17 protein-coding genes are annotated in these 22532 nt (G+C 44.0%); 10 read left to right on the forward strand and 7 right to left on the reverse strand.

Going from position 1 to position 22532, the window contains the following annotated elements; all coding sequences use genetic code 11:
* The first annotated feature begins 110 nt into the window (after positions 1-110).
* The 3 genes from ACO067_RS20910 (at position 111) to ACO067_RS20920 (ending at position 6810) form a co-directional block, all read left to right on the forward strand.
* The gene (locus ACO067_RS20910) at positions 111-6176 is read left to right on the forward strand and encodes a LamG-like jellyroll fold domain-containing protein (RefSeq protein WP_421877839.1); all 6066 of its coding nucleotides are present in this window, start codon (positions 111-113) and stop codon (positions 6174-6176) included.
* Between the two features lie 152 nt (positions 6177-6328).
* Entirely contained in the window at positions 6329-6508 is a 180-nt protein-coding gene (locus ACO067_RS20915; protein ID WP_421877841.1) for a PID-CTERM protein-sorting domain-containing protein, read from the forward strand.
* 167 nt (positions 6509-6675) lie between these two features.
* Positions 6676-6810, forward strand: a complete 135-nt coding sequence (locus ACO067_RS20920) for a hypothetical protein (RefSeq protein ID WP_421877843.1) — start codon at positions 6676-6678, stop codon at positions 6808-6810.
* Between the two features lie 215 nt (positions 6811-7025).
* Here ACO067_RS20920 and ACO067_RS20925 read toward each other — a convergent pair whose 3' ends face one another.
* The gene (locus ACO067_RS20925; RefSeq protein ID WP_421877845.1) at positions 7026-7403 is read right to left on the reverse strand and encodes a DUF2809 domain-containing protein; all 378 of its coding nucleotides are present in this window, start codon (positions 7401-7403) and stop codon (positions 7026-7028) included.
* Between the two features lie 136 nt (positions 7404-7539).
* Between ACO067_RS20925 and ACO067_RS20930 the strand changes: the two genes are divergently transcribed.
* From ACO067_RS20930 to ACO067_RS20950, 5 genes are all read left to right on the forward strand, one after another.
* Positions 7540-9732, forward strand: a complete 2193-nt coding sequence (locus tag ACO067_RS20930) for an ATP-binding protein (RefSeq protein WP_421877847.1) — start codon at positions 7540-7542, stop codon at positions 9730-9732.
* A 99-nt stretch (positions 9733-9831) separates the two neighbouring features.
* The gene (bioB, locus tag ACO067_RS20935) at positions 9832-10815 is read left to right on the forward strand and encodes a biotin synthase BioB (RefSeq protein ID WP_421877849.1); all 984 of its coding nucleotides are present in this window, start codon (positions 9832-9834) and stop codon (positions 10813-10815) included.
* 18 nt (positions 10816-10833) lie between these two features.
* Positions 10834-12540, forward strand: a complete 1707-nt coding sequence (locus ACO067_RS20940; RefSeq protein WP_421877851.1) for a histidine kinase — start codon at positions 10834-10836, stop codon at positions 12538-12540.
* Positions 12533-13162 carry a response regulator gene (locus ACO067_RS20945; protein WP_421877853.1) on the forward strand — a complete coding sequence of 210 codons (630 nt, stop codon included), beginning with the start codon at positions 12533-12535 and terminating at the stop codon, positions 13160-13162. The genes ACO067_RS20940 and ACO067_RS20945 overlap by 8 nt, the downstream gene beginning before the upstream one ends.
* Positions 13163-13260: 98 nt before the next feature.
* Positions 13261-13635 carry a hypothetical protein gene (locus ACO067_RS20950; RefSeq protein WP_421877855.1) on the forward strand — a complete coding sequence of 125 codons (375 nt, stop codon included), beginning with the start codon at positions 13261-13263 and terminating at the stop codon, positions 13633-13635.
* Between the two features lie 71 nt (positions 13636-13706).
* On the opposite strand, the gene ACO067_RS20955 is transcribed toward ACO067_RS20950, so the two are convergent.
* From ACO067_RS20955 to ACO067_RS20970, 4 genes are all read right to left on the reverse strand, one after another.
* Positions 13707-14204, reverse strand: coding sequence for a DUF1648 domain-containing protein (locus ACO067_RS20955; protein WP_421877857.1), 498 nt, complete (start codon positions 14202-14204; stop codon positions 13707-13709).
* A 65-nt stretch (positions 14205-14269) separates the two neighbouring features.
* Positions 14270-16396: a T9SS type A sorting domain-containing protein gene (locus ACO067_RS20960; protein WP_421877859.1), complete on the reverse strand. Its 2127-nt coding sequence runs from the start codon at positions 16394-16396 to the stop codon at positions 14270-14272.
* Between the two features lie 111 nt (positions 16397-16507).
* Positions 16508-17455, reverse strand: coding sequence for a beta-1,6-N-acetylglucosaminyltransferase (locus tag ACO067_RS20965; protein ID WP_421877861.1), 948 nt, complete (start codon positions 17453-17455; stop codon positions 16508-16510).
* 41 nt (positions 17456-17496) lie between these two features.
* Positions 17497-18336 (reverse strand): sulfurtransferase, encoded by an 840-nt coding sequence (locus tag ACO067_RS20970; protein ID WP_421877863.1) that lies wholly within the window; start codon positions 18334-18336, stop codon positions 17497-17499.
* 162 nt (positions 18337-18498) lie between these two features.
* Between ACO067_RS20970 and ACO067_RS20975 the strand changes: the two genes are divergently transcribed.
* Positions 18499-19026 (forward strand): YceI family protein, encoded by a 528-nt coding sequence (locus ACO067_RS20975; protein ID WP_421877865.1) that lies wholly within the window; start codon positions 18499-18501, stop codon positions 19024-19026.
* A 24-nt stretch (positions 19027-19050) separates the two neighbouring features.
* A complete protein-coding gene (locus ACO067_RS20980) occupies positions 19051-20289 on the forward strand; it encodes a hypothetical protein (RefSeq protein WP_421877867.1) in 1239 nt (412 codons plus the stop codon).
* Positions 20290-20442: 153 nt separating this feature from the next.
* Here ACO067_RS20980 and ACO067_RS20985 read toward each other — a convergent pair whose 3' ends face one another.
* Both ACO067_RS20985 and hemN read right to left on the reverse strand, forming a co-directional pair.
* Positions 20443-21048, reverse strand: coding sequence for a YceI family protein (locus tag ACO067_RS20985; RefSeq protein WP_421877869.1), 606 nt, complete (start codon positions 21046-21048; stop codon positions 20443-20445).
* 108 nt (positions 21049-21156) lie between these two features.
* Positions 21157-22503, reverse strand: a complete 1347-nt coding sequence (gene hemN / locus ACO067_RS20990) for an oxygen-independent coproporphyrinogen III oxidase (protein WP_421877871.1) — start codon at positions 22501-22503, stop codon at positions 21157-21159.
* Positions 22504-22532 lie beyond the last annotated feature (29 nt).

Here is a 22532-nt window from a genome sequence, read left to right on the forward strand (position 1 = left end):
ATTGCAAATCCTCACCAATTGTTTCTTCATACACATAGATGATCCGTTCATCCCAAAAAATGGAATGAGACAACCTCACTCAATAGCTTGGATGTAAAAGTCTGAGTTCTATGAAATTTGTTTTTACTTTTTTTCTTTTTGGGTGGTCATCTTTCATTGCTATTCAAGCACAAGACACCCTGTTTGTCAGTCAGCATGCTACAGCTGGAGGGGATGGTCAGTCCTGGCAAACGGCCTATAACCAACTACAAGATGCACTTCAAGCCGCAGAGCAGGGAGATCAGGTATGGGTGGCTCAAGGAACTTACTTCCCGGATGAGGGTACCAACCAAACAGATGATGATCGGGAATCCACCTTTCTACTCAAATACGGTGTGGATCTTTATGGGGGCTTCTCTGGAGTAGAAAATTCTTTGTCTGAGCGGGATTGGAAGCGAAACCCAACCATCCTCAATGGTGACCTGGATCAAAATGACCGATACAATGGAGAAGTCGTAGGAATACCCACTGGGAAAAACGCCTATCACGTATTAAGCATTTTAGACTCAGCATCACAGCGTCTCGATGGACTAGTAATAACCGGTGGAGCTGCGGAGGGTGCAGATAATGAATCACGCGGTGGTGGTATTTATCTGCTTAGTAGGACTAGTGTCTTCACTTTGGCGATGAAAAACCTGGAAGTTACTGGCAATATATCGGAGCAATTCGGTGCAGGTTTAGGCAGTACACAAACTACCGGCGGTTGGGGTCAGCTTGACGTTACTATCGAAAATGCCAAAATACATAACAACAGGAGCTTCCAATCTCCTTCTAGTTCAATTGATCCTTATCCGGGAACGGGTGGTGGTGTAGGCATTTTTGTAATCACCACTAATAATAATCGGGTGCAGTTTTTTAACTGTGACATTTCGAACAACAAAGCTAAAAACGATGGAGGAGGTGTTTGGGCCTATGCAGGAGGTGATGGCGTACTTCGGTTAGATTTTATGAATTGCCTGATCGCAGATAATGAAGCATTTTCGGAAGTAGGGCATGTAGAAGAGCAGGGCGCAGGCGTCTACGCTTTTGCGGATAATGGATTCACAGGAGTCAATGAATTCACCGGAATCATTCATGCCAATTTGGTCAATTGCTCGGTAGTCAATAACCTATGTGGTGCTGGTACTTCCAGTCAGGGTTCCGGAATCTATTTCGATTCAGAACCCATAAGTGGAGTGGTACATGAACTATCCAATACCATTGTTCATGGCAATAGGGAAACCAATGGCGATAGTGACGATCAAGTGGTCAGCTTCTCGCGTGCGTTCCGAAGTAGAAACTGCATTTTCGAGGCATTAGATGCTGGATGGGGGGTGGAAAATGTGAGCGGTAATCAAATTGGTAATCCGCAGCTAAACCTTGATCATTATCCAGAACCTGGCTCCATTGCCATAGATAATGGTAACGCCAATCTGGTGATCCAGGATTACCTGGATATCGATCAAGACGGAGAAACTGTCGAGAAATACCCGTATGATTTGGTTGACAATGATCGGATAAGAGGAAGTCAGCCGGATGTTGGTGCATTTGAATATGATAGCCTCTTTAGTCAACTCCAAAATGTGCGTTTTTATGCTAATTCTGACACCCACTCTGTGGACCTGTTTTGGAGCTATCGCCATGATACCTCCATCACACAGCAAGAACTTTATAAATGGTCTGAAGGTGAATGGGTTGAGGTACTAAATCAGGTAAATGCTCCGAACACTGCTTTGGATACTTCCTTTATGGATGATCAAATCACATCAGGTTTCTCCTATACTTACCAGTTGGTGTTCACAGATTCACTTGGACGCCAGTATACCAAACTTGAAACGACCATTCCCAATAGTTCCTTTGATCATGCCGCTGTTTTTGATGGTACAGGTACAATCGAAATACCACAACATCCACTCCTTCGTCCCAAACAGGGAACGATTGAATTTTGGCTAAAGCTGGACGAATACCCAACAGGCCCCAACCAGTTCTATTCTATAGCTTCTTGTCACGATCAAGAGTCCAAGAGGGGGTGGAATTTCATCCACAACACCAGTGAGTTGATGCTCGTCATGCGTACCCAAACAGAGACGTACAGAATGCAGACGGGTATCAACCTGGTGGATGGTATCTGGCATCATTTGGCTTATGCTTATGATGCCACGGGAAGTCAATCCTCTGTCCTCTACGTGGATGGTGAGGCAGTGGCCTGGCAACAATTGCCGGATATGGACATTGCATGGATGCCGTTGAGAATTGGTAGCAGTCTGGATGACTACTGGACCTCTCTCTCCGGAGGTGTAGATGAGTTTCGTTTGTGGAACTACCAAAAGACCGCTGAGCAGATCAATGACCTCATACTCAAAAGATCCGGAGGAGGGGATCAAGGATTAAACCTTCTCCTCAACCTCGATGAAGGCGATTTATCTTACACCATCAATGACGGGAGCCCCAATAACCTGAATGGTCACGTAAATGGAAACATCACCTCGGTCTCAAGTAATATTGCGCTTTTAGGACCAGAAGTATATGGACACGCACTCAACAATGAAGTTCGGCTAGTATGGGGGTTGAGGAACTACGACTATATCAGTGCTTTGAAGGTTTTCAGAAGTATAAATGGAGGAGTGAAGGAAGAACTTGCACATTTAGCTGACTTTAGAAGAGATAGCGTGAATATCTATGTAGATCACGATGTAGTCAACGGTGACCAATATAACTACGCAGTATACGCAATTGGTTATGATAATAAGCAATATCTAGTGGGTGAGGAACAGCTCGTTCCTAATCAAGGCCTGGGAAATTTCATTGACTTTGATGGTGATGACGACTACATAGAAATTAAGGATGGGCCTCATTTGAGATCTCCTGTTGGTACCATTGAGTTCTGGATGAGAATTGACGAAAGCCCTGCTGGAAAGAATAACGGCTATTACATGATTGCGAATAAACTCAATGACACTGGAAATAGTGGTTGGAGTTTTTACCACAATACCACTGAGTTTGCAGCACAGATGAAGAATGCTAGTGGTGCTCAGATTAATGTGAATTCTGGGCTTAATCTGGTAGATGGTCAATGGCATCATATTGCCATGGCTTATCATTTTGAAGTAAACCAATCCATCAGGCTTTATGTGGATGGTCAGTTGATACGATTGGAGGACGCCAGCCAAATCGATATCACTGACAATCCAGTACTGATTGGGAAAGGTCAAGGTGCCTTCTGGACTGATTTTGATGGGCAAATCGACGAGTTTCGTATTTGGAACTACTTCAGGTCTCCACAAGAAATTCAAAATGCAAGCAATCAAAGAGCTAATGGTCTTTCAGCCGAGTTGATGCTCGTGCTCAATATGGATGAACCGAAAGGTGCTGTGGAAGTCGATGATAATACGTTCTATGATTTAGAAGGTCATGTGTTCGGTGATGTTACCTTTAGTCAGGATAATACCAGAAGTCCCTACATCATTTATAGCATGCTTCCAGACATATCCTTAGCTGAAGTAGCGTCAATTGACTCAGTGATTATTCCAGAGATGAGTGCTACCAGTCTGGAATTTTCGCCTGATGGGTTGCATGTTTACACGATCGGAAAAGGCCTTACTCAGGGCGTTTACCATTACAACTTATCAAGGGCTTATGAGCTCAATTCGTTCAATCAGACCGGCTTTCTAGACTTATCCGTACAGAGCGATGCTTTAGACGGGTTCCATATGACGGCTGATGGTAGTCGATTGTATATCATCGAATCAACTACAGATTCCATTTTTCAGTATGACTTATCCATACCATTTGATATTTCTACAGCCAGTTATAACGGTTCCTCATTTTATGTGGGCAATCAGTTAACAGAACCGACTGATCTATTCATCAACCCGACCGGTGACCACCTCTTAGTCTCTGGAAGTGACCGAATCTACCGATATGCATTGAGTACTGCATTTGATGTATCCTCGGTTTCTTATTTGGGAGTCGTCACTTTTGCTGCTATCGAAAACAGCCTCAGTGATTTCACTTTCACTAAAGATGGAAAGCGGTTGTTTTTAGTTGGTTCATCATCGCATCAAATCACACAGTTAGATGTGTCGGAGTCTTTCGATATCACTTTGCCCGTGGGGGATCAACCTACTTGGGACGTATCCAGTGAGCTGATCAAGCCAACAGGAATTGCACTAGGCAACTCGGATCAAGAGCTTTTTCTTGTGGGATCCAATAACAATAAGCTATATTCTTTTACTGCCGGGCTGTCTGATTTTGAGGAGATCTCTGCCGATGACGGAAGTGTGGAGGGTAGTCTGATGTTGGAAATAGTAGGTGATACGTTCAATCAGGCAGGTGGACAATTGTCTCATGGCGTAGATTATACCATTATCAATCTTCCCGATGGATTACATCCTGTCCTTGAAGTTGCTCCATCTGCCAAAATTGGTAAGCTGTCATTGACAGGTTCGGCCACATCGAGTCGAGCAATAGATAGCGTTGATGAGTTGGTTTTGCAATTTGAAAATAGTGCTTTTACTGGTGGGAATACCATTGAGGTAGATGCCACCAGAAATCAAATCGGAATTCATTTGGGTGTTCCCTATGTGTGGAATGGAAATCACTGGCTAGGGGGAAGCGCACCAGGGACTGGAGACGAAGCAGTAATCAATGGTGAATACACTACAATCACGGATGGGGTGTTGGATATATATACCCTTAAGGTTAATGAAGGGGCTCGTTTGGAGATTGATTCAGCTACTACAGTCACCATCAACGATGCGCTATACAATGAAGGTGCCGTCATCGTTCGATCAGGAGGTTCATTAATCACCAAGGGGAACGTCTATGGCACAGACTACCGGTTCGAGCGAAACACCACTTTTGATAACAAGACTGGCCGATACAGCATAGTTGGTTCGCCGGTTCAGTCTGCGCCTTTCGATGTTTTGACTTCAAGCCACGTTTACGGTTATGATGAGACACAAACCTACAATGCAGGTGGGAACGAAGGAGCTGATCGATTCAAAACGCCTTCGCAGCTGGGGCACGCCACAATGGTTCCGGGACAGGGTTACTTTAGTGCATTCACAGGTGATGTAAATGGTAAGGTCATCTTCACAGGAAAACCAAATAACGGAACTATCGGAGTTGGTCTTTCTTACACGGAACAGGGAGATGTAGCCGAGACAGATTATCAAGGCTTTCATCTGGTATCCAATCCATACCCATCATCGATTAGCTATACCAACTTCATGTCTGAAAACAGCGCTGCAAATATCACTGGGTCGATTTACCTGTGGGATGATTATGGTTCGGATACTGGTAGAGGTACCAATGCAGACTACCTGATTGTGAATGCGATGGGTAACACTGACAGTCGCGGCGATGGACTAACCAAATGGGACGGCTACATCCGCAGTGGACAGGGGTTCTTGGTACAGGCCAATTCTGAGACTTGCATTTCATTCACCAATAACATGCGTCAAATAGGTAACAACTCCGATGGTGGTTATTACCGACTGGCTGCTATCACTTCTTATAAGTTGATACTGACGGATGGTGAAATAAGTAAGGCTACAGTGCTAGGGTATGCGTCTGACGCAACTCTCGGAACCGATAAGTCCTATGATGCACTGAATATGAATGGTGGCTCACTTCAGTTCTACACGCTGCAAGTGGATAGTGAGAAGAAGCTAGGAATACAAGGATTACCCACTACTTATAAGGAAGGAGTGAAGTTGGGTTATAGTGTCAGAGAAGCAGGAAAGCTCATGATCAGATTACAGGAAGAGGGAAGCGGATCGATGATCCTTTATGATAAGTTAGTGGATCAGGAAGTAGACTTGAGCCACGGGAGTTACATCTTTAGTTCTGAAGCTGGTGTATTCAATGATCGATTCATGCTTATAGCTCCGCAGATGGTAACTGGTCTGGAAGATCTAAATGAGATTCACACCTATGCGTCAGATGGATACTTGCACTTGCTAAGTGAACAGCCCATCAAAGCGGGAAGCCAATACCAACTGATCGACCTGATGGGAAGGTCGCTGATCCAAGGCACTTTGGGTAGAGACAGCAATGAGGTAGATATCCAATTAGGCAACCTTCCAAAGTCCGTTTACATCTTACAGTTAATTGGCGACAACAAAGTCTGGAGAGGCAAAGTGATATTGAAATAAATATGATAAGACTCAAAGCCTTACATCAGTCATGCTGAATTCATTTCAGCATCTGTGACTTTGATTCAGAAAACAATCATAAAGATCCTGAATCAATTTCAGGATGACTAAACGCTTTGAGTCTTTACTGGGAATACAAAAACATTAAAACCATGACAAACAGACTATTCAAAACCCTATTGATCTTACCAGCTATTTTACTTGTTTTACCAGCACTTGCCCAGGGAGCAGGAGCTCCACCAGCTACTCCGATAGATGGTGGTTTGAGCTTACTGCTGGCAGCAGGTGGAGCTTATGGAATCAAGAAAATAAGAGACACACGAAAATCATAATCTATAACAGGAGGCCGGTTGAATTGGCGTAATATAATCGTCACCATTTTCACACCAAGATTTCAGATTAGGAGGTGATAGGGCTGGACTGCAGCCTATTTTCGGATCACCGTAGGGTTTACAGCCAATAACCCGTTTCAATAATATCACTAACTAATATTAACATCATGGAATATCAGGAAACTACAGAGGCAAATGCAAAAACTGATAACACGGATAAATTCTACAAGATATTGGCTGTAACGGCATTGGTGCTGTTTGTAGGGTTGCTGAGCAGTTTTTACTTTTTGAACTTGGTCTAGAAATCTAAATAACTAAGGCGCTCTTCGGAGCAAAAACCACCTGATTTCTGAAGAGGGTTGATGGTGGTTTTATTTATCCCGTCAGGGTAACCGCAGCGGCGGACCGTCCTGACAAAGCCAAAGCTTTCGTCAGCTGATGACGCTTCAGTCACAGTCTGATAAGCTTGCTTCATCAGACCCGGAGGGCAAATTATGCTTTAATGCATAATTTGGGTTTATTCTCCTTGCCATCTTGAGTCCAGAAGGTATCCCATTCCGCACCCAAAGGTGTAAGCCACAAGATCGGACCACAAAAAACCACGACCAAGCATCAGACTACCGATCCTTGTAGATCGCCATTCATTTAGCCAACTGACCTGATATAGCTGACTTAGCTCTATTGCATAGCAGATGCTGATGGCTAGAAATAACGTATGCTTCATGCTCATATGCGGCAACAAAAATCGCACTCCCCAGTAGATCATCACGGCATAAAGAGCATCACCTAAGGTCAGATTGATTATTTCAGGTAATAAGAATGAGAGTTTCCGAGATAGCAATCCAAGGACGATTGTGATTACCGCGAATACCAGATATAGTACTCTTCTTTTCATGGTAGGAAGTTGTTGTAGTTTTTTGTCACTGCCATAGTCAACGTTTTCTTTTCTGTAGCAATTATAAAATTGTGATGCTTTGACCATTAATTTTATTATTTTTCCTATCCAATTTTTAATTTTTTTCAACCACCTGATGTATTCCACCGACCTCCAACAAGCCAAAAAGGTGCTCAATTTGCTTGCTAATGCTGATTTGGATCACGACGACCCGGAGGATGGAATAAGGTTTGCGAAAAAGGCGGTGTTAATGAGCATCAAAACGGATGATTCCGGACTTCTGGCCATCAGTAAGTATAAGTTATCCCAAAAGTTTATGCAGAATGGTGAGGTTGGTAAAGCAACGACCGTTGGTAGAGAGGTGATTGGTACCTATCAGGTACTTGGTGATGATCAGGGATTGGCTGATAGCAAATTTCATGTGGCCAGAATCTACCTACAATCAGAAAATTATCACCTTGGGCTTATTTATCTTCTCGATTGCCTGGAAATCTATCGCCGATTAGCTGATTACCACCATCAAGCCAAGGTGCAAATGGCTCTGGGGACAGTATACGAGTTTTTCAAAGATGATCGCAATGCGATTGTTGCTTATGAAAAGTCGATCGATGCAGCAAAGAAAGTGGGTGATGTGGTATTGGAAACAGACGCTTACAACCCTTTGTCGGGCATTTACCTCAACAAAGGTCAATTAGACAAGGCTGAAGCATTGATCGAGCGGTCCATGCGGATGAAGCACCGGGTCAACGACATGAAGGGTATGGCCTATGCGCTGTATGGCAAAGGCAAGGTATACGTCCGGCAAAAAAATTATCTCAAGGCCAAAGAGGCATATCTGGAAGCTATCAGGCTGCATCGGGAGAATGGTGAATTGCTCGGCCTGGGAAAGTGTTATTACAAACTCGGGGTGTTGTACTATGAGCTAGGAGAGGTGGAGGAGGCCGTGGAGGCGCTTAGAGGGGCATTGAATTTCGCTAATTTCAATAACCTGATTGGTATCAAATCCAGGAGCAATTACCTGCTTTATGAAATATACAAGGAGCGTGACGATTACCAAACCGCTTTACAGTTCATAGAGGCATACATGAAGGAAAAGGAAACGCTAATTGATAATCAAACCCAAAAAGTGATCAATAGCTATGAGTCCATAGCCACAATGGAGCGCATGCAGAAGGAGGCTGAAATGCAGCGTGAGAAGGCTGAGATTATTGAAAAGAAAAACAAAGCCGAACAAGCCTCCAAGGTGAAACAGGACTTTTTGTCTACCATGAGTCATGAAATTCGCACTCCACTTAATGCTGTCACCACGATTACCTCATTCTTACAGGAAACTGCGCGTGAAGATCAAGTCAATCTGCTGGAGTCACTGCAGTTTTCATCCAATAATCTACTCAGAATCATTAATGATATTCTTGATTTCAACAAGCTGGATGCTGGTAAGCTCAAGCTGGATCTATCATCTATAAAAATAAGAGTGCTACTGGAAAACATACGCAATACCTATCTCAGCCTGGCAAAAGAGAAGGGTGTGGACCTGTTACTTCGTATGGACAATCAGCTAAGCAGCCACTATTTGCTAGATGAAACTCGCCTCACTCAGGTTCTGGGCAATCTGGTTTCCAATGCGATCAAATTTACAGATAATGGCAGTGTCACTATAGAAGTAGAACTGATGGATAATAAGGGGGTGAGAGACAAGCTTCAGTTTAGTGTAACTGATACGGGCAGCGGCGTACCAGTAGATTTCATGGATCAACTCTTTGAGAGTTTTTCTCAACCACAGTTTCACAAAACTAAAAAGCATGGTGGATCAGGACTAGGCTTAGCCATCGTTAAAAAGATCATTGAGCTGCATCAAAGTGATATTCATGTGGAGAGCAAAGTTGGAGAAGGATCACGCTTTTATTTCGAGCTGGAGCTGACACCTACTTCTCAAAAGGACAAAGAAATTGAATTGGTTAGACAGGCGTTGAATAATAAGTCTGTGTTATTAGCTGAGGACAACATGATTAACGCCATGGTCTCTATGAAACTGCTCGGGAAATGGGGACTCAAGAGCATCCACGCCACCAATGGAGAAGAGGTGGTTCGCATGGCTGGAGAAGAGAGTTACGATTGCATTCTCATGGATATTCACATGCCCCAAATGGATGGCTTTGAGGCAGCTCAGCGTATTCGCACTACTTCTAACCCCAATCAAAACACTCCAATCTTCGCCCTCACCGCAGATGTGATGGCAGGGCAAGAGTCCTTCTCCAAACTATTCAATGGTTTTTTACTCAAACCAATAGAGCAGGACAAACTGTACGCGGCTTTAGCTTCTGTTTAATCTTGGTTCATCTGGGATAATTGACCTTCATTTTTTGGAAGCTGCAAGCGTTTCTTTATTAGTTTAGCACTTAGTTACAATTTTGACCTGAATTATAGCATGGAAATAAGAAACAACTGGACCAAAGAAGAAATCAAACAGATATTTGATCGACCTGTTTTGGAATTGATTTACGAAGCAGCTACCGTTCACAGGCAGCACAATGACCCTTCAGAGGTTCAGGTGTGTACCTTGCTTTCGATCAAAACTGGAGGATGTCCCGAGGATTGTGCTTATTGTCCGCAGGCAGCCAGATATCATACAGATGTGAAGGTGCACAAGCTGCTAGATGTAGACTTTGTCATGGACAAGGCTAAAAATGCTAAGGAAAATGGAAGTACCCGTTTTTGCATGGGAGCAGCCTGGAGAGAGGTTCGAGACAATAAAGATTTTGATAAAGTCATTGACATGGTCAAAGGTGTGAATGCTCTGGGAATGGAAGTGTGCTGTACTCTGGGCATGCTCACCGAAGATCAGGCTAAGCGCTTAAAGGATGCTGGCTTGTATGCCTACAATCATAACCTGGATACTTCCGAAGAACACTATGAAGACATTATCACCACTCGAACTTACGATGACCGGTTGGATACCATCGAGAATGTTAGGAGTGCGGATATTTCGGTATGTTCCGGCGGCATAATAGGTCTTGGTGAAACCAATGATGACCGAATAGATATGCTTCATACCCTGGCTACTATGCGTGAGCATCCTGAGTCTGTCCCTGTCAATGCGCTGGTGCCAGTTCCTGGTACTCCACTTGAAGATCAGCCAAAAGTGTCTGTATGGGATATGGTGCGTATGATCGCCACAGCTAGAATCATCATGCCCAAAGCAATGGTTCGTTTATCTGCGGGCAGAGTAAGAATGTCAGTGGAAGAGCAGGCACTATGCTTCATGGCAGGTGCCAATTCGATCTTTGCTGGGGATGAGCTGCTCACTACTCCAAATCCTGAGGTAGATGAGGATAAGCAAATGTTCCAGACACTGAACCTGAAGCCAAGAGAATCCTTCAAGGGAGCAGCAGCTGAAAAACACCTAGCCTAATCGCTCGCCCTATAAGGGATGAAATTCATAGACATCAAGATTCGCAATAAACTGGCCCTGGTGATGATCCTATTCGCCATGGCCATCGTTTTTGCGATCACCACACTTTATTACTACCAGTTTCAAGCTGCACTCAAAGAGCGTGTTTTTCTTCAGCTCAGTTCGGTTAAGCAGCTAAAGGTCTCGCAAATACGTCAGCGATTGGAAGGAATTCGAGAGAGCTTTCTGGAGCGAAATGACCTTAAACTGCGCGAAGAATACGGTGAAGTACTGTTTCATGGGCACATTTCCAAGGATACCACCATACAAGGCTATCCTATCAGATTTCAGGACACTGACCAGGCGATAATCAATGACCTCTCTACATACGATCCTGATGGACACCTGACCATTAGTCTGCAGATAAGTGAGCCACAAGGCTGCGATGTGGCCATTGTCAAACCCAATCTCCAAAGTATCTTGATAGAGCGAACAGGGCTTGGAGAGACTGGAGAATCTTATCTGGTAGGGGCCGATATGTTGATGCGTACCAGCTCTCGTTTTTTCCCTAATCGCAAACCCTTGAGCATATTGGTAGATACCCGTGCCGTGCGGGAGGCTCAGGCTGGAAAGTCCGGCAAAAACCTATTGGAGGATTACCGGGGTGTGAAGGTGTTCAGTGCTTATGAGCAGCTTAGTTTCCCGAATATCGAATGGGTCATCATTTCGGAGATAGATGAGCAGGAAGCCCTCTTTCCTCTTAATAGCTTGAGACAAAACCTATTCGTCGTGTTGGTTATTATTCTGGTCGCCATTTTTGCGGTGAGCTATGAACTTGCTAGCCAACTAGTGAGGCCTGTGCTACAAACAGAGCAGGAGCTGTCCAAAATGGCCAAGGGAGTTTTTGAACCTGTAAATAAAGCCAACATCGGCGCGGATGAGTTCGGACACATGTACGAAGCATTGAACAGCCTGGTGCACGCTATGGAAGAGACCATTCGGTTTGCAGGAAAAATAGGGCATGGTGAGTTTGATGCAACCTATCAGCCACTGAGTGAGGAAGATAAATTAGGTGCTTCGCTCATCGAGATGAAAAACAGGCTTAAGGAATACCAGGAAAATGAACAGCGTCTCAAAAGAGAAAACCAAAAATCATTGATCTCGGGAGAGGAACAGGAGCGCTCACGTTTATCCAAGGAACTGCACGATGGTCTGGGACCGCTACTGACGCTTTTGAGAATCAAAATAGAAGCTGTAAAACTAGATGACTCTACCCGAAAGGAGCTGCTAAGTATGCTGGACAACACCATTGGTGAGATGCGCAGAATCTCTAACAACCTGATGCCCAGTGTGCTGATGGATTTTGGAGCTGGAGAAGCGATCAGAAACATGGTGTCTCAACTATCTGGGAAAGGACTGGAGGTCAAGTATCAATATGATCATATGGAGGATGCCTATATTCCAGACCACATGCAGATCACGCTATATAGAGTAGCTCAGGAGGCTATCAATAATGTAATCAAACACGCCGAAGCTAAAACACTGAGTATTTCTCTCACTGAATTTAATGACCGTGTCAGTTTATTCATCAAGGATGATGGTGAAGGGTTTGATCTGAATAATGCCAGAATGGGCAATGGAATCCGAAATATGCGCGAGCGGGTAAATGTAGAAAGAGGTATTTTTGAGATAGAATCTGGAAACAAAGGAACAATCATAGAAGTAGAAATACCCCTGGATGAGTAAGATAAGAGTACTAGTCGTAGATGATCATCAGCTTTTTAGAGAAGGCATTCGATCTATTTTTGCAGACAATGAAGACATTGAAGTCATTGGAGAGGCCGACTCGGTCAAATCGATGATGGACTCATTTAAGAGGGAAATGCCTGAGGTGATTTTGATAGATGTGACCATGCCTGGTGGTGATGGGATCTCTGCTATCAAGCACTGCAAGAAAGAGTATCCAAACGTTCGTTTCATCGTGCTTACGATGCATGCTGATGGTCAATATGTGGTTAAAGCAGCGCGTAGTGGGGCTTTTGGTTACTTATTAAAAAATGCGGATAAGGAAGAGTTGACCAAAGCAGTGAAGGAAGCATCTTTCGGTCGCAAGTACTTCAATGCCGAAATTTCTCAGTTAATGGTAGGGAATATGTCACTGGAAGGTGACGATCCTCAGCAGCTGTCTGAACGCGAACTTCAGGTGCTTCTGCTGGTGTCTGATGGAAAGACTACCAAAGAGATCGCCGATGAATTATTCGTTAGCTCCAGGACGGTGGAGACTCACCGGGTAAACATGATGAAGAAGTTGGGCGTTCAAAACACCGCTGAGTTGATTAAGAAGGCAGTCAAATTAAACCTCATCTAATAGCTCCGTAAAAATACGGAGTGCATTTTACCATTTTTTCAGGAATTACTTTAGGCGGTATGTGACGTTAATTTGTATGTAACAAAACCAATAACGTCATGAAACGATATGCAATATTATTCTCTCTAGGACTTTTAATTACACTAGGAGCAAATGCTCAAAAGTCTGATTTGAAAGGCCCTGAATACAAAAACAGAAAACCATGGAAAAACCCAACTCCAGCTACACAGGTTTTCACTAAATCTGGAGAAACCTTAAAAGGACCTGAGGCGAAAAATGTGACACCTATCCAAAGAAAGACTGGAGACAAGGTATTGGTAACACTTGGAGGAAAGGATGAGAACCTCATGGGACCTGCTTATAAGAACAAAAAACCATGGGAGGAAGCCAAATCAGCGAAAATGTATGCTGATGACAAAGAGGAAAAGAAAAAATCTAAAGACGATGGCGGTGGAATGACCGGCAGCAAATAGTAAAACACATCAATAGGTCATGAGTGATTGTACATTCATGTGAGCCCATGCGATTAGTCGCATGGGTTTTTTTATTTATTACCCTTGATCGTCAGGTAAATATACACTCCAATAGGGATGAAAGTAGAAGCCAGAAACACGGGTAAAAACCAATCTCCAAGTCCCATATTACTTCCCATTGCTCCCATGATTGATTGCAGGCTTATATAGAAAAAAGCTCCAATCGTGACCATATTCAGCACTCTAATGAGTTTTGTTCCACCTCGGTAAAGCCGCTCCGCATTTTCTTCGGTGACCTCTGTTGGGTAGTTGAAGATATGTGGAAATCGATTGAGTATGGTCAAGCCGATAAACATCACCAGCCCAATCGCAGGGAGTGTCCAGATCACGTTTTTTCCACTAAACCCATCAGCTTCACCTGCCGCATTGTAATGACTGGGAATCGTATCGGGTAGTGCTGAATAGTAATAGAAAGGAGTGATGATCAGTCCAGCAAACAATAAAAAGGTGATGATTTCGATTACCCAATCAAAGCCATCTTTTTCTAGTTCAAGTTTAGGTCGGGTCATTCTCTGAATTTTATGAATAAGATACTAATTACCCACATTCAATGACAATGACCCGACCTAAATTATTAGTGTATGATCAGTTTTCTTGATGTTTGATTGTTTTCTCCAATGATGTGCAATAGATAAGTACCGGCAGCAAGGTTGCTCAGATCGATCCGGATCTTTTTCTTGCTCTCGCGATTGCTATAGATCATCTCCCCATTCATATTGAATAAGCTTAGCTTGATGGCCTCTTTTGCATCGATTACAATAAAATCCTGAGATGGGTTGGGGTACACGTTGACATCATCTTGGTTTACGCCTAAAACCATCATTGGGCCACCGCCCCCACCACCTTCTTCATAGCTGGCACCGGCATATCTGGATATATCAGGATCTTCGAACTGATTAGTCTTCAGTTCTAGAAATCCCGGGATGTCATTGATTTGACCTTTCCACGCACCCACGAGAAGGAAATGTTCTGTGAAGGAAGTGCTCGTCTGAGATGCGGTATGCTGTTCGTCATGAGCATGGTAGTGGTACCCAAAGCCATCGTCATGATCATGCCCTCCGTATTCATCTAGTGCCACGTCATCTCCCGTCATGGGAAAGTTGGGTTCATACCGGCCAAACAAGGCAATGCCATCATAAGCAAACCCTATTACCGGTGGATGATTATGTCCTTCATAGTCCTCCAGGTTGTAGAGGTTGATACCATTGCTGCTATAGGCATGTCCATCTGCATGATAGTGTAGTTCCAGTCCACCACCCACATGTATCCCTGAGTGAGTTACCTCAGCGTCTTCCACAGCAAATCTCAGATTATTGTTTTGCGCCGGGTAAATGGTCACGCCATCTAAAGCTACACCATTAGACACCAGACTAGTGTAATTGTAGACAGTCTTGGTGGTAGAGGTTCCTTCTTTATCATCATAGTCAGAGGCCAGGTCGTTGTAAGCATCCAGATTATTATCAAACAAGTCGTCGATAAGCCCATAATCCCGGATCGGAATTTTCATCAAAAACTCACCGAGTTTACCATTTCGAGTGACGGTGGTTTCACCATAACCTACTCCTTGTTCAGCTCCCGGAGGTCTATCCACATCTACTAGTTGGTTGGGTCTGGTAGACACTGCATGTGAAGTAATCACCATAAAGGGATGTGGGTCACCATTGTCATCCGATGCATTCGTAAAGTAAACATGAGGTATGGTGTTATAACCAAGCCTTGCTCCGTAGATATCTGAACTGGCGATCACCTGTTCCAGCATGGCACTCCTTGCTTCCACATAAAACTCCTTAGGGTACCGCATCTTTAGACCAGCTTCGCTCAGGGTGGTTTCGATGGCATCCAGAGCGCTGCTGGTGGCTGCATCAGCGGCAGCCGAGGTTCCAAGCTGGTCTTGGAGGTCAGCATCAATTTTTTGGGAGAGATCTGTCAGTAATCGACTTTCAGCAATATCAGTCACATCATCAGGGATGGCTGCAGTAGCATTGGGTTGATGCTCCGTAGAGTTGGGATTGAAGTCCGATCCATCTGCGATTTCAAGGTCAAACAAATCATGTGCATCGGCTAGGAAAAACGAGCCCGCAGATACTTCGTTCTCTGTGAGAATTAGAGATCCATTGTCCCCAAAGGCCAGCCAGCGCTCAGTCCAGTTGTCAGTCTCTGAGAAATCAGACCCTGACCATTCCCAATGACTAATGGCTTTGATTTTGGCATTGTCAGGAGAGCCCGTAAAATTCAACAGGAAATAGCCACTCTGATCCGCATCAGCCACAAACATACTACCGGCATCTCCCGGTAGTACCTCGTTGCCTGAGTTGCTAGTCAATGCGAAGTAACTGTGTAAAAATGGCTTGATCTGATAGTCGCCATTGAGGGGAACGCTATTGTTATCTTCGTGGGTATTGATATCTACCAGCTGAAAGATAGATTGCAATACTTCTCCATAAGTGGTGTTGCTGTAGTCGATTGAAGTCATAGAAGTTGAAGCAAGGTCACCTGCTATAGTCAGAGCATTGGATTTGTCCTGATTCATGACGATCACATAGGAGAGATTGGTAAAATCATCCACGGCAGTAGGATTCCATGAGGTGGAATAGGCATTGTCCAGGATCTGATCGAATGGTTCTGGTCCGTAAAAGTCGAATTGCTGTGCAAACACAGACAGGCTGATCAGTGATAGTAGTGGTGCGTATAGTAGTTTCATTGTTATATGTTTGATCTTAAAACGATCAACACCACCATTACCCTCCATTTGATCGAAAGGATCCCATGCTGGATGAAATCAGCTGGTTGCGTATGACAAGGCTTTCAATGCTTACAAGTGATCATCCAGCAGATCAAGTATTTCTTCGTCTTCGTCAATATCAAATTTTCTTGCGAAAAGCTTATCCTCTGGCTGATTTAATAGCAGGTTCAGATCTTCCTTTCGAAACGTGACCGGCAAGGGGACATTTTTTTTGCTCCAGTCTACAAAGTGTAGATAGGGAAGGGTGTTGAAAGGAGATCCTGATTCCTTTTCTATTTGTCTGAGTAGGGTATGAAAGAACAGTTCATCGGAGATGAGTGTCCGTCTGTAGTAAGTATCTAGTATTGACTGATGCTTGGTGTAATAGTCAAAGATTTTTTGGGCGGTGCTCAATTGAAAACTCCACCAGTTGGATCCCTTATAGTGATTGGCAAAAGGAGACTTCCTGTTACGTGTGAAAATCTCCTTTAAGTGTATTGGGTTGAATCTTCCATTGAATGTATTTCCAATTACTTTTTTGATGTCCCTTTTTGTTAGGTCAAACAATGGAGGTAAAAGCAAGTAATCTTTCTTTCTTTCTGACAGGTTGAACTTGTACTTCTTTACTCTGGAAAGGTAAAGCTCCGATTGCTCATCCACTGGATCCAGGGTATAGCTGATGAAATCATAGTCGGCGTATTGTTGTAAAAAATCATTGATATACACTGTAGGCTTAATGGGATAATCCTGGCCGCTTAGTAATGTCATACGGCCTTTCGTTTCCGAGTTAAGTACTTTTTTGATAAGCTTTAAAGCGGCTTGTGTCAAGGAGTAATCACCCCAGATACAATTCACTCGATCCGGAATAAAGTACACGTTCTTCTGGCTAATCACATTCTTGAAGCTATCCAGATCAGCTTTGAGATCCACATGTATGTAAAAAAATTGATTAGGTGCATCAAGCTTGTCAATCAGCCGCTTCAATTGTGTGGGGCTTTTGTGAACGGTGATGATGTAGTTGTTGTAGTCTGATTGCATGCTTCAACGCTGAATTTCCAAATGCTTTGCTGGTCTGAATCTTAGTGTTGGGTGATCATAGGCAAGTCATTGCGCGACCACTCACTCCAGGAACCAACGTAGAGTGTCGGAAGTGGGAGTCCGGCATGATCCATGGCCAGAATGGTGTGACAAGCAGTTACTCCGGATCCACAGTGTACGATCACCCTTCCATTATCCAGTTGATCCTTTTGTGCCGAGTAGAGTGATTTGAGTTCGTCAGAGGACTTGAATTTCCCGCTTTTGGACAGATTATCCTGAAAGGGCACATTGATTGCATTGGGGATATGTCCGGCTATCAAATCAATCGGCTCGGATTCACCATGATATCTTTTGGATTCTCTTACATCGATGATGGTTTGGCTACTGTGTTGGCTAATGTTGATGAGTTCATCTAGCCCTACTATCGGCAGTTGCCATCCCCTGGCAGGATAAGCATCCTTAGCTGGTGCTGCTTTCTCGGGACCAGAAGTCATTTCCATCCCTTCATTCTGAATGGCTTCAAACCCTCCATTTACTACTTGCACCCTTTCATGTCCTATCGCTTTGAGCATCCACCACATTCTTGCTGCAGCATTGGCACCATACATATGGTCATAGATGACTACATGATGTTCTGGCGTGATTCCCAGTTGTGTTAGCAGCTCAGCAAAATTCCCGATGGTAGGGAGCGGATGTCTACCTCCCTCTGCGGCATTGTCCTTGATGTCTGACAGGTCGTGGTTTAAGTCTACATAGAGTGCGCCTACAGGATGTTGGCTGAGGTAGGTTTCTCTGGACCCTGGCGTACCAGATGCATCAATTAAAATCAATTGGTTGTCGGTGATTTTGGGGAGGTGAGCTGCTTCAATGAGTGATTGCATGAGTTTAAGGGGGTTTGTTGGCGGAGATCTGATTTCTGTCAGAAAAGAGCACTGCAATGATCAGAAAAAAAATTGATAAAGCTCAACCTGTGACACTAAATAGGTCATAACACAGGGTATTCGACCCCTCTACATTTGTACCATCAACTAAACGGAATTGCTATGAAAACAATTATCACAACAGTCTTGCTGTTCGGACTATTCACGAATCAAGGCACCTTTGAGGCCAACACCACAAAAAGCGAATTTGTCGTAAAAGGCACCTCTACGGTCCACGATTGGGAGAGTATAATCAATGACTACTCAGTAGCTGGGGTCATGTCCGAAAACGAAGTAAACGACCTCAAAGTCGTAGTAACTACCAAGTCCATCAAAAGTGGAAAATCCATCATGGACGATAAGACTTACGATGCGCTTCAGGCCAAAGATTTTCCAACCATCACCTTTACTGCTGATAAGCTCCAGCGAACTCAAGGTAAGATACAGGGTAGAGGTACTCTGACGCTGGTCGGAAAGAAAAAACCCATGGATTTCACCGCCACCACTAAAGATGTAGATGGTTCTGTGCAGGTAACTGGCTCAGTATCAATGAAGATGTCAGAATTTGGCATTGAGCCGCCTACAGCCATGTTTGGTACACTCACCACAGGTGATGAAGTCACAATAGAATTCAATTTTTTACTCAACTAAATACTTTTTATAAAGCTAACAATCATGAAATCTTTCAATTTAAAATTAACCCTCTTGGCTGCGTTGACAATGGTTGCAGCGACTGTGCTCTACGCACAACAGCCAGCGATTCAATATTTTAGACCCAACAATCAAAACGGTCTAAATGTCTTCGAAACCCCAAAAACCACAGATGTAGAATTTGATGGGTTGAAAGTAAGAGTGGGTGGTGATTTTGCCCTTCAGTTTCAGGGAATCTCCCAAACCAACAGCGGGGATAGTTTGCCAGAGTTGGCCAACAACTTTAACCTGCCTACTGCTAACCTCAACTTTGATGTCCAGCTAGCCGATGGTTTGCGCTTGCACATGCGAACTTACCTGTCTAGTAGACACCACACAGAAGCTTATGTAAAAGGTGGTTATCTGCAAATAGATAAACTCGATTTCATCAAACCTGGATTTCTTAGTGGATTCATGAATGTAGCTACTTTAAGATTCGGTATGGACCAGATCAACTATGGTGATGTGCAGTTCAGAAGATCTGATAACGCCATGGCCATCTACAATCCATTCGTTGGCAACTATATCATGGACAACTTCACCACAGAACCATTTGCAGAGTTGACCATCCAAAACAATGGACTCATAGCGGTCCTGGGTGCTACTAACGGTCGATTGAACCAAAGCCCAACTCCTGGCGATGACGGATTCGTGATCTTTGGTAAACTAGGCTATGACAAACAGATCAACGATGACCTGAGACTTAGATTGACTGGATCTTTCTACAACAGTAGCGATAAGAGTACAAGAGACTACATCTACGGTGGCGACCGTGCAGGAGGTAGATACTACGCAGTGATCGAAGGTAGTGACTTTAGTGGTCGATTCAACCCAAGATATGGTACCTTGAATGCCTTCCAGATCAACCCATTCGTGAAATTCCAGGGCTTAGAGTTCTTTGGAGTCTTTGAAAAAATGAGTAACAATGCCGATGCAGGTGGAAGTTTTACACAGTTAGGAGCAGAAGCATTGTACAGATTCGGAGCAGAAGAGAACTTCTACCTAGGCGGACGATACAATGCCGTGAGTGGTGAGCAAGTTGATGGAGCAGCAACTACTAAAATTAACCGATTGAACATCGGTGGTGGTTGGTTCTTAACCAAAAACGTCCTTACCAAAGTGGAGTATGTGAAACAAGCATACGACGGAGCAGCATGGGATGGCACATTGTATCAGGGTGCTGAGTTTGATGGCTTAGTCATTGAGGCTGTCATCGGATTCTAGTGGTCCTGTTTAGTTGAGAGGTCGTCCGCCTGATGGCGGACGGCTTCTTTTTATTGGATTAGGTTGATAACTCTATCGGCTATGGTTGGTAGAGTTTTTTTTATTTGACTGTAAGAGTTTATTATTTATTTAAGATGATACCGAATGAACTCCTCAAAGCGTCTTCACTTCCATTCTCACTGCAAATGCTACGGTGAGCTGTTCTTTCACCTGCACCATTCCCCAAAACCTAACGGGTGGCTCCAGGTTGAAGTCACGCATGTTGAGCTCCACAGATCCTGAAAAAGTCAATGAAGTCTCCGAATGGTTGGTGACGATACCGTCGTTTACTCTTACCTCTTGTTTCACACCGCCGACAGTCAGATCTACCAGTGAGTTGACATAAAGGGTTTCAATAGCCTTCTGATTGTCCTTGAGCGTAATTTTTTTGATGTGGAGGTGCATCAGGGGATGCTCTTCGCTATTGAGTAGCTGTTGCATGTCTTGGTTCATCGCTTCAAGCCCACAGTCAAATACGGCCACCGGATAGGATAGGACCAGGTTAGTAAACTTAATTGAGTGCTGATCCCATGAACTCCTGATGTCCAGGGTATCGTGAGGTACGTAGTTTTCTAGCCTGCATTCAAAATGATTCACATTAGTAGCACCTTTAATGGCAAACTCACTGGATGATATGCTGATTTCGTGTTGTCTGGAGCTTACTTGTCCATACAATTGGCTGGTGACCACACTTAGTAAAAGCAATAACGGTAATCTCATGTTGGTTGGGACTTCAACTCTGATGCCAAAAATTGTTTAGCGCACAAAATAATAAAGGCTTACCAATTTCTTGATAAGCCTTAGATATGTACACGAAAGTAAAAATTCTTATACCGTCTGGCTAAACCTGGAGAACTTCTGAGCATTCCATAGCCGGGCATCCAGTGCCATACAGATATTCCTAATGAAAGGTCTTCCGGCATCTAAAATCTGCACGCCATATTCGTCCCATTCAATCAGCCCATCATTCATCAGGTTGTTCATGAGCTCCACATTAAATCCGATACCAATTTCCAACAATTCGCTGGCTGTCCATCGGGTTTCGAATTTACACATGAGATTCAGGATGTGTTTCCTGATTTTAAGGTCTTCCACAGTTAGCTGGTGACCTTTGGTGATGGGAAGTTCATTACTGTCCAATCGCTCATAATACCTGGATAGAAGTTTTTCGTTTTGGCTGAATGCTGTCCAGCTGTCGCTGATTGAACTCATACCCAGACCGATGAGCAAATCAGTGTCCTGCGTGGTATAGCCCATAAAATTGCGATGCAGCTGCCCCTGATCGAATGCCTGATACAACTTGTCATGGTGCTGGGCAAAGTGGTCCATGCCTATGTCATAGTAACCCGCGGCAGTAAGGAGTCTTTTCCCCAATTGGTACATCCCTGCACGATCCTCCGGTTGTGGTAGGTATTTTTCAAAAGACGTCTGAGCGGCTTTTACCCAGGGCACATGTGCATATCCATAAAAAGCTATCCTGCTGGGATTCAACTGGATCGTTTGCTCAATGGTCTTGGCTACACTGCGGGTTGTCTGCTTGGGTAGGCCATATATCAAATCAAAGTTGATGCTTTTGAAACCGTACTTTCTAGCCAGGCTGGTCACGGCTCTTACTTGCTCAAAGCTCTGTTTGCGGTTGATGACTTTCTGTACCTCCGGATCAAAATCCTGAATGCCGAGACTGATTCTCCTGAATCCAAGTCTGGACAATGTTTTGAGGTGTTCTTCGGTAGTATTTCCCGGATGACCTTCAAAGCCAAACTCGTAATTGTCTGCCAAAGTTGCATTTTCCAGAATTCCGTTGATGAGCAATTCCAGGTTGTCTGCAGAAAAGAAAGTGGGTGTACCTCCGCCGAGATGGATCTCTTTAATGATTGGTCTGGCGGAAAAGGTATTTAGATAAATACTCCATTCCTTCAGGAGGTATTTAATGTACCTGGACTCTACACCATGGTTCCTGGTGATTCGGGTAGTGCACCCACAGTAAGTGCATAGGCTTTCACAAAAGGGAAGATGAATGTATAGACTGATCTCTTTTCCACTACGCCAGAAACCATCTTTTACAGCCTGTTTCCAATCCTTTTCTGAATGCTTTTCAATCTCCCAAAAGGGAACCGTAGGATAACTGGTATATCTTGGTCCCGGGACATTGTACTTCTTGATCAGGTTTTCCATGGTACAAAGAAAAACCCATCTGGAGGCCT

The organism is Marinoscillum sp. (genome assembly GCF_965229915.1).
In the GTDB taxonomy this organism is placed as follows: Bacteria; Bacteroidota; Bacteroidia; order Cytophagales; family Cyclobacteriaceae; genus Marinoscillum.

Bases quoted from the DNA above. Each gene is read 5' to 3' on its own strand.
- ACO067_RS20965 (WP_421877861.1), bottom strand. From the start codon at position 17,455: ATGCAATCAGACTACAACAACTACATCATCACCGTTCACAAAAGCCCC.
- ACO067_RS20925 (WP_421877845.1), bottom strand. From the start codon at position 7,403: ATGAAAAGAAGAGTACTATATCTGGTATTCGCGGTAATCACAATCGTC.
- ACO067_RS20915 (WP_421877841.1), top strand. From the start codon at position 6,329: ATGACAAACAGACTATTCAAAACCCTATTGATCTTACCAGCTATTTTA.
- ACO067_RS20950 (WP_421877855.1), top strand. From the start codon at position 13,261: ATGAAACGATATGCAATATTATTCTCTCTAGGACTTTTAATTACACTA.
- ACO067_RS20970 (WP_421877863.1), bottom strand. From the start codon at position 18,336: ATGCAATCACTCATTGAAGCAGCTCACCTCCCCAAAATCACCGACAAC.
- ACO067_RS20960 (WP_421877859.1), bottom strand. From the start codon at position 16,396: ATGAAACTACTATACGCACCACTACTATCACTGATCAGCCTGTCTGTG.
- ACO067_RS20955 (WP_421877857.1), bottom strand. From the start codon at position 14,204: ATGACCCGACCTAAACTTGAACTAGAAAAAGATGGCTTTGATTGGGTA.
- bioB (WP_421877849.1), top strand. From the start codon at position 9,832: ATGGAAATAAGAAACAACTGGACCAAAGAAGAAATCAAACAGATATTT.
- ACO067_RS20980 (WP_421877867.1), top strand. From the start codon at position 19,051: ATGAAATCTTTCAATTTAAAATTAACCCTCTTGGCTGCGTTGACAATG.
- ACO067_RS20985 (WP_421877869.1), bottom strand. From the start codon at position 21,048: ATGAGATTACCGTTATTGCTTTTACTAAGTGTGGTCACCAGCCAATTG.
- ACO067_RS20930 (WP_421877847.1), top strand. From the start codon at position 7,540: ATGTATTCCACCGACCTCCAACAAGCCAAAAAGGTGCTCAATTTGCTT.
- ACO067_RS20975 (WP_421877865.1), top strand. From the start codon at position 18,499: ATGAAAACAATTATCACAACAGTCTTGCTGTTCGGACTATTCACGAAT.
- ACO067_RS20920 (WP_421877843.1), top strand. From the start codon at position 6,676: ATGGAATATCAGGAAACTACAGAGGCAAATGCAAAAACTGATAACACG.
- ACO067_RS20940 (WP_421877851.1), top strand. From the start codon at position 10,834: ATGAAATTCATAGACATCAAGATTCGCAATAAACTGGCCCTGGTGATG.
- ACO067_RS20910 (WP_421877839.1), top strand. From the start codon at position 111: ATGAAATTTGTTTTTACTTTTTTTCTTTTTGGGTGGTCATCTTTCATT.
- hemN (WP_421877871.1), bottom strand. From the start codon at position 22,503: ATGGAAAACCTGATCAAGAAGTACAATGTCCCGGGACCAAGATATACC.
- ACO067_RS20945 (WP_421877853.1), top strand. From the start codon at position 12,533: ATGAGTAAGATAAGAGTACTAGTCGTAGATGATCATCAGCTTTTTAGA.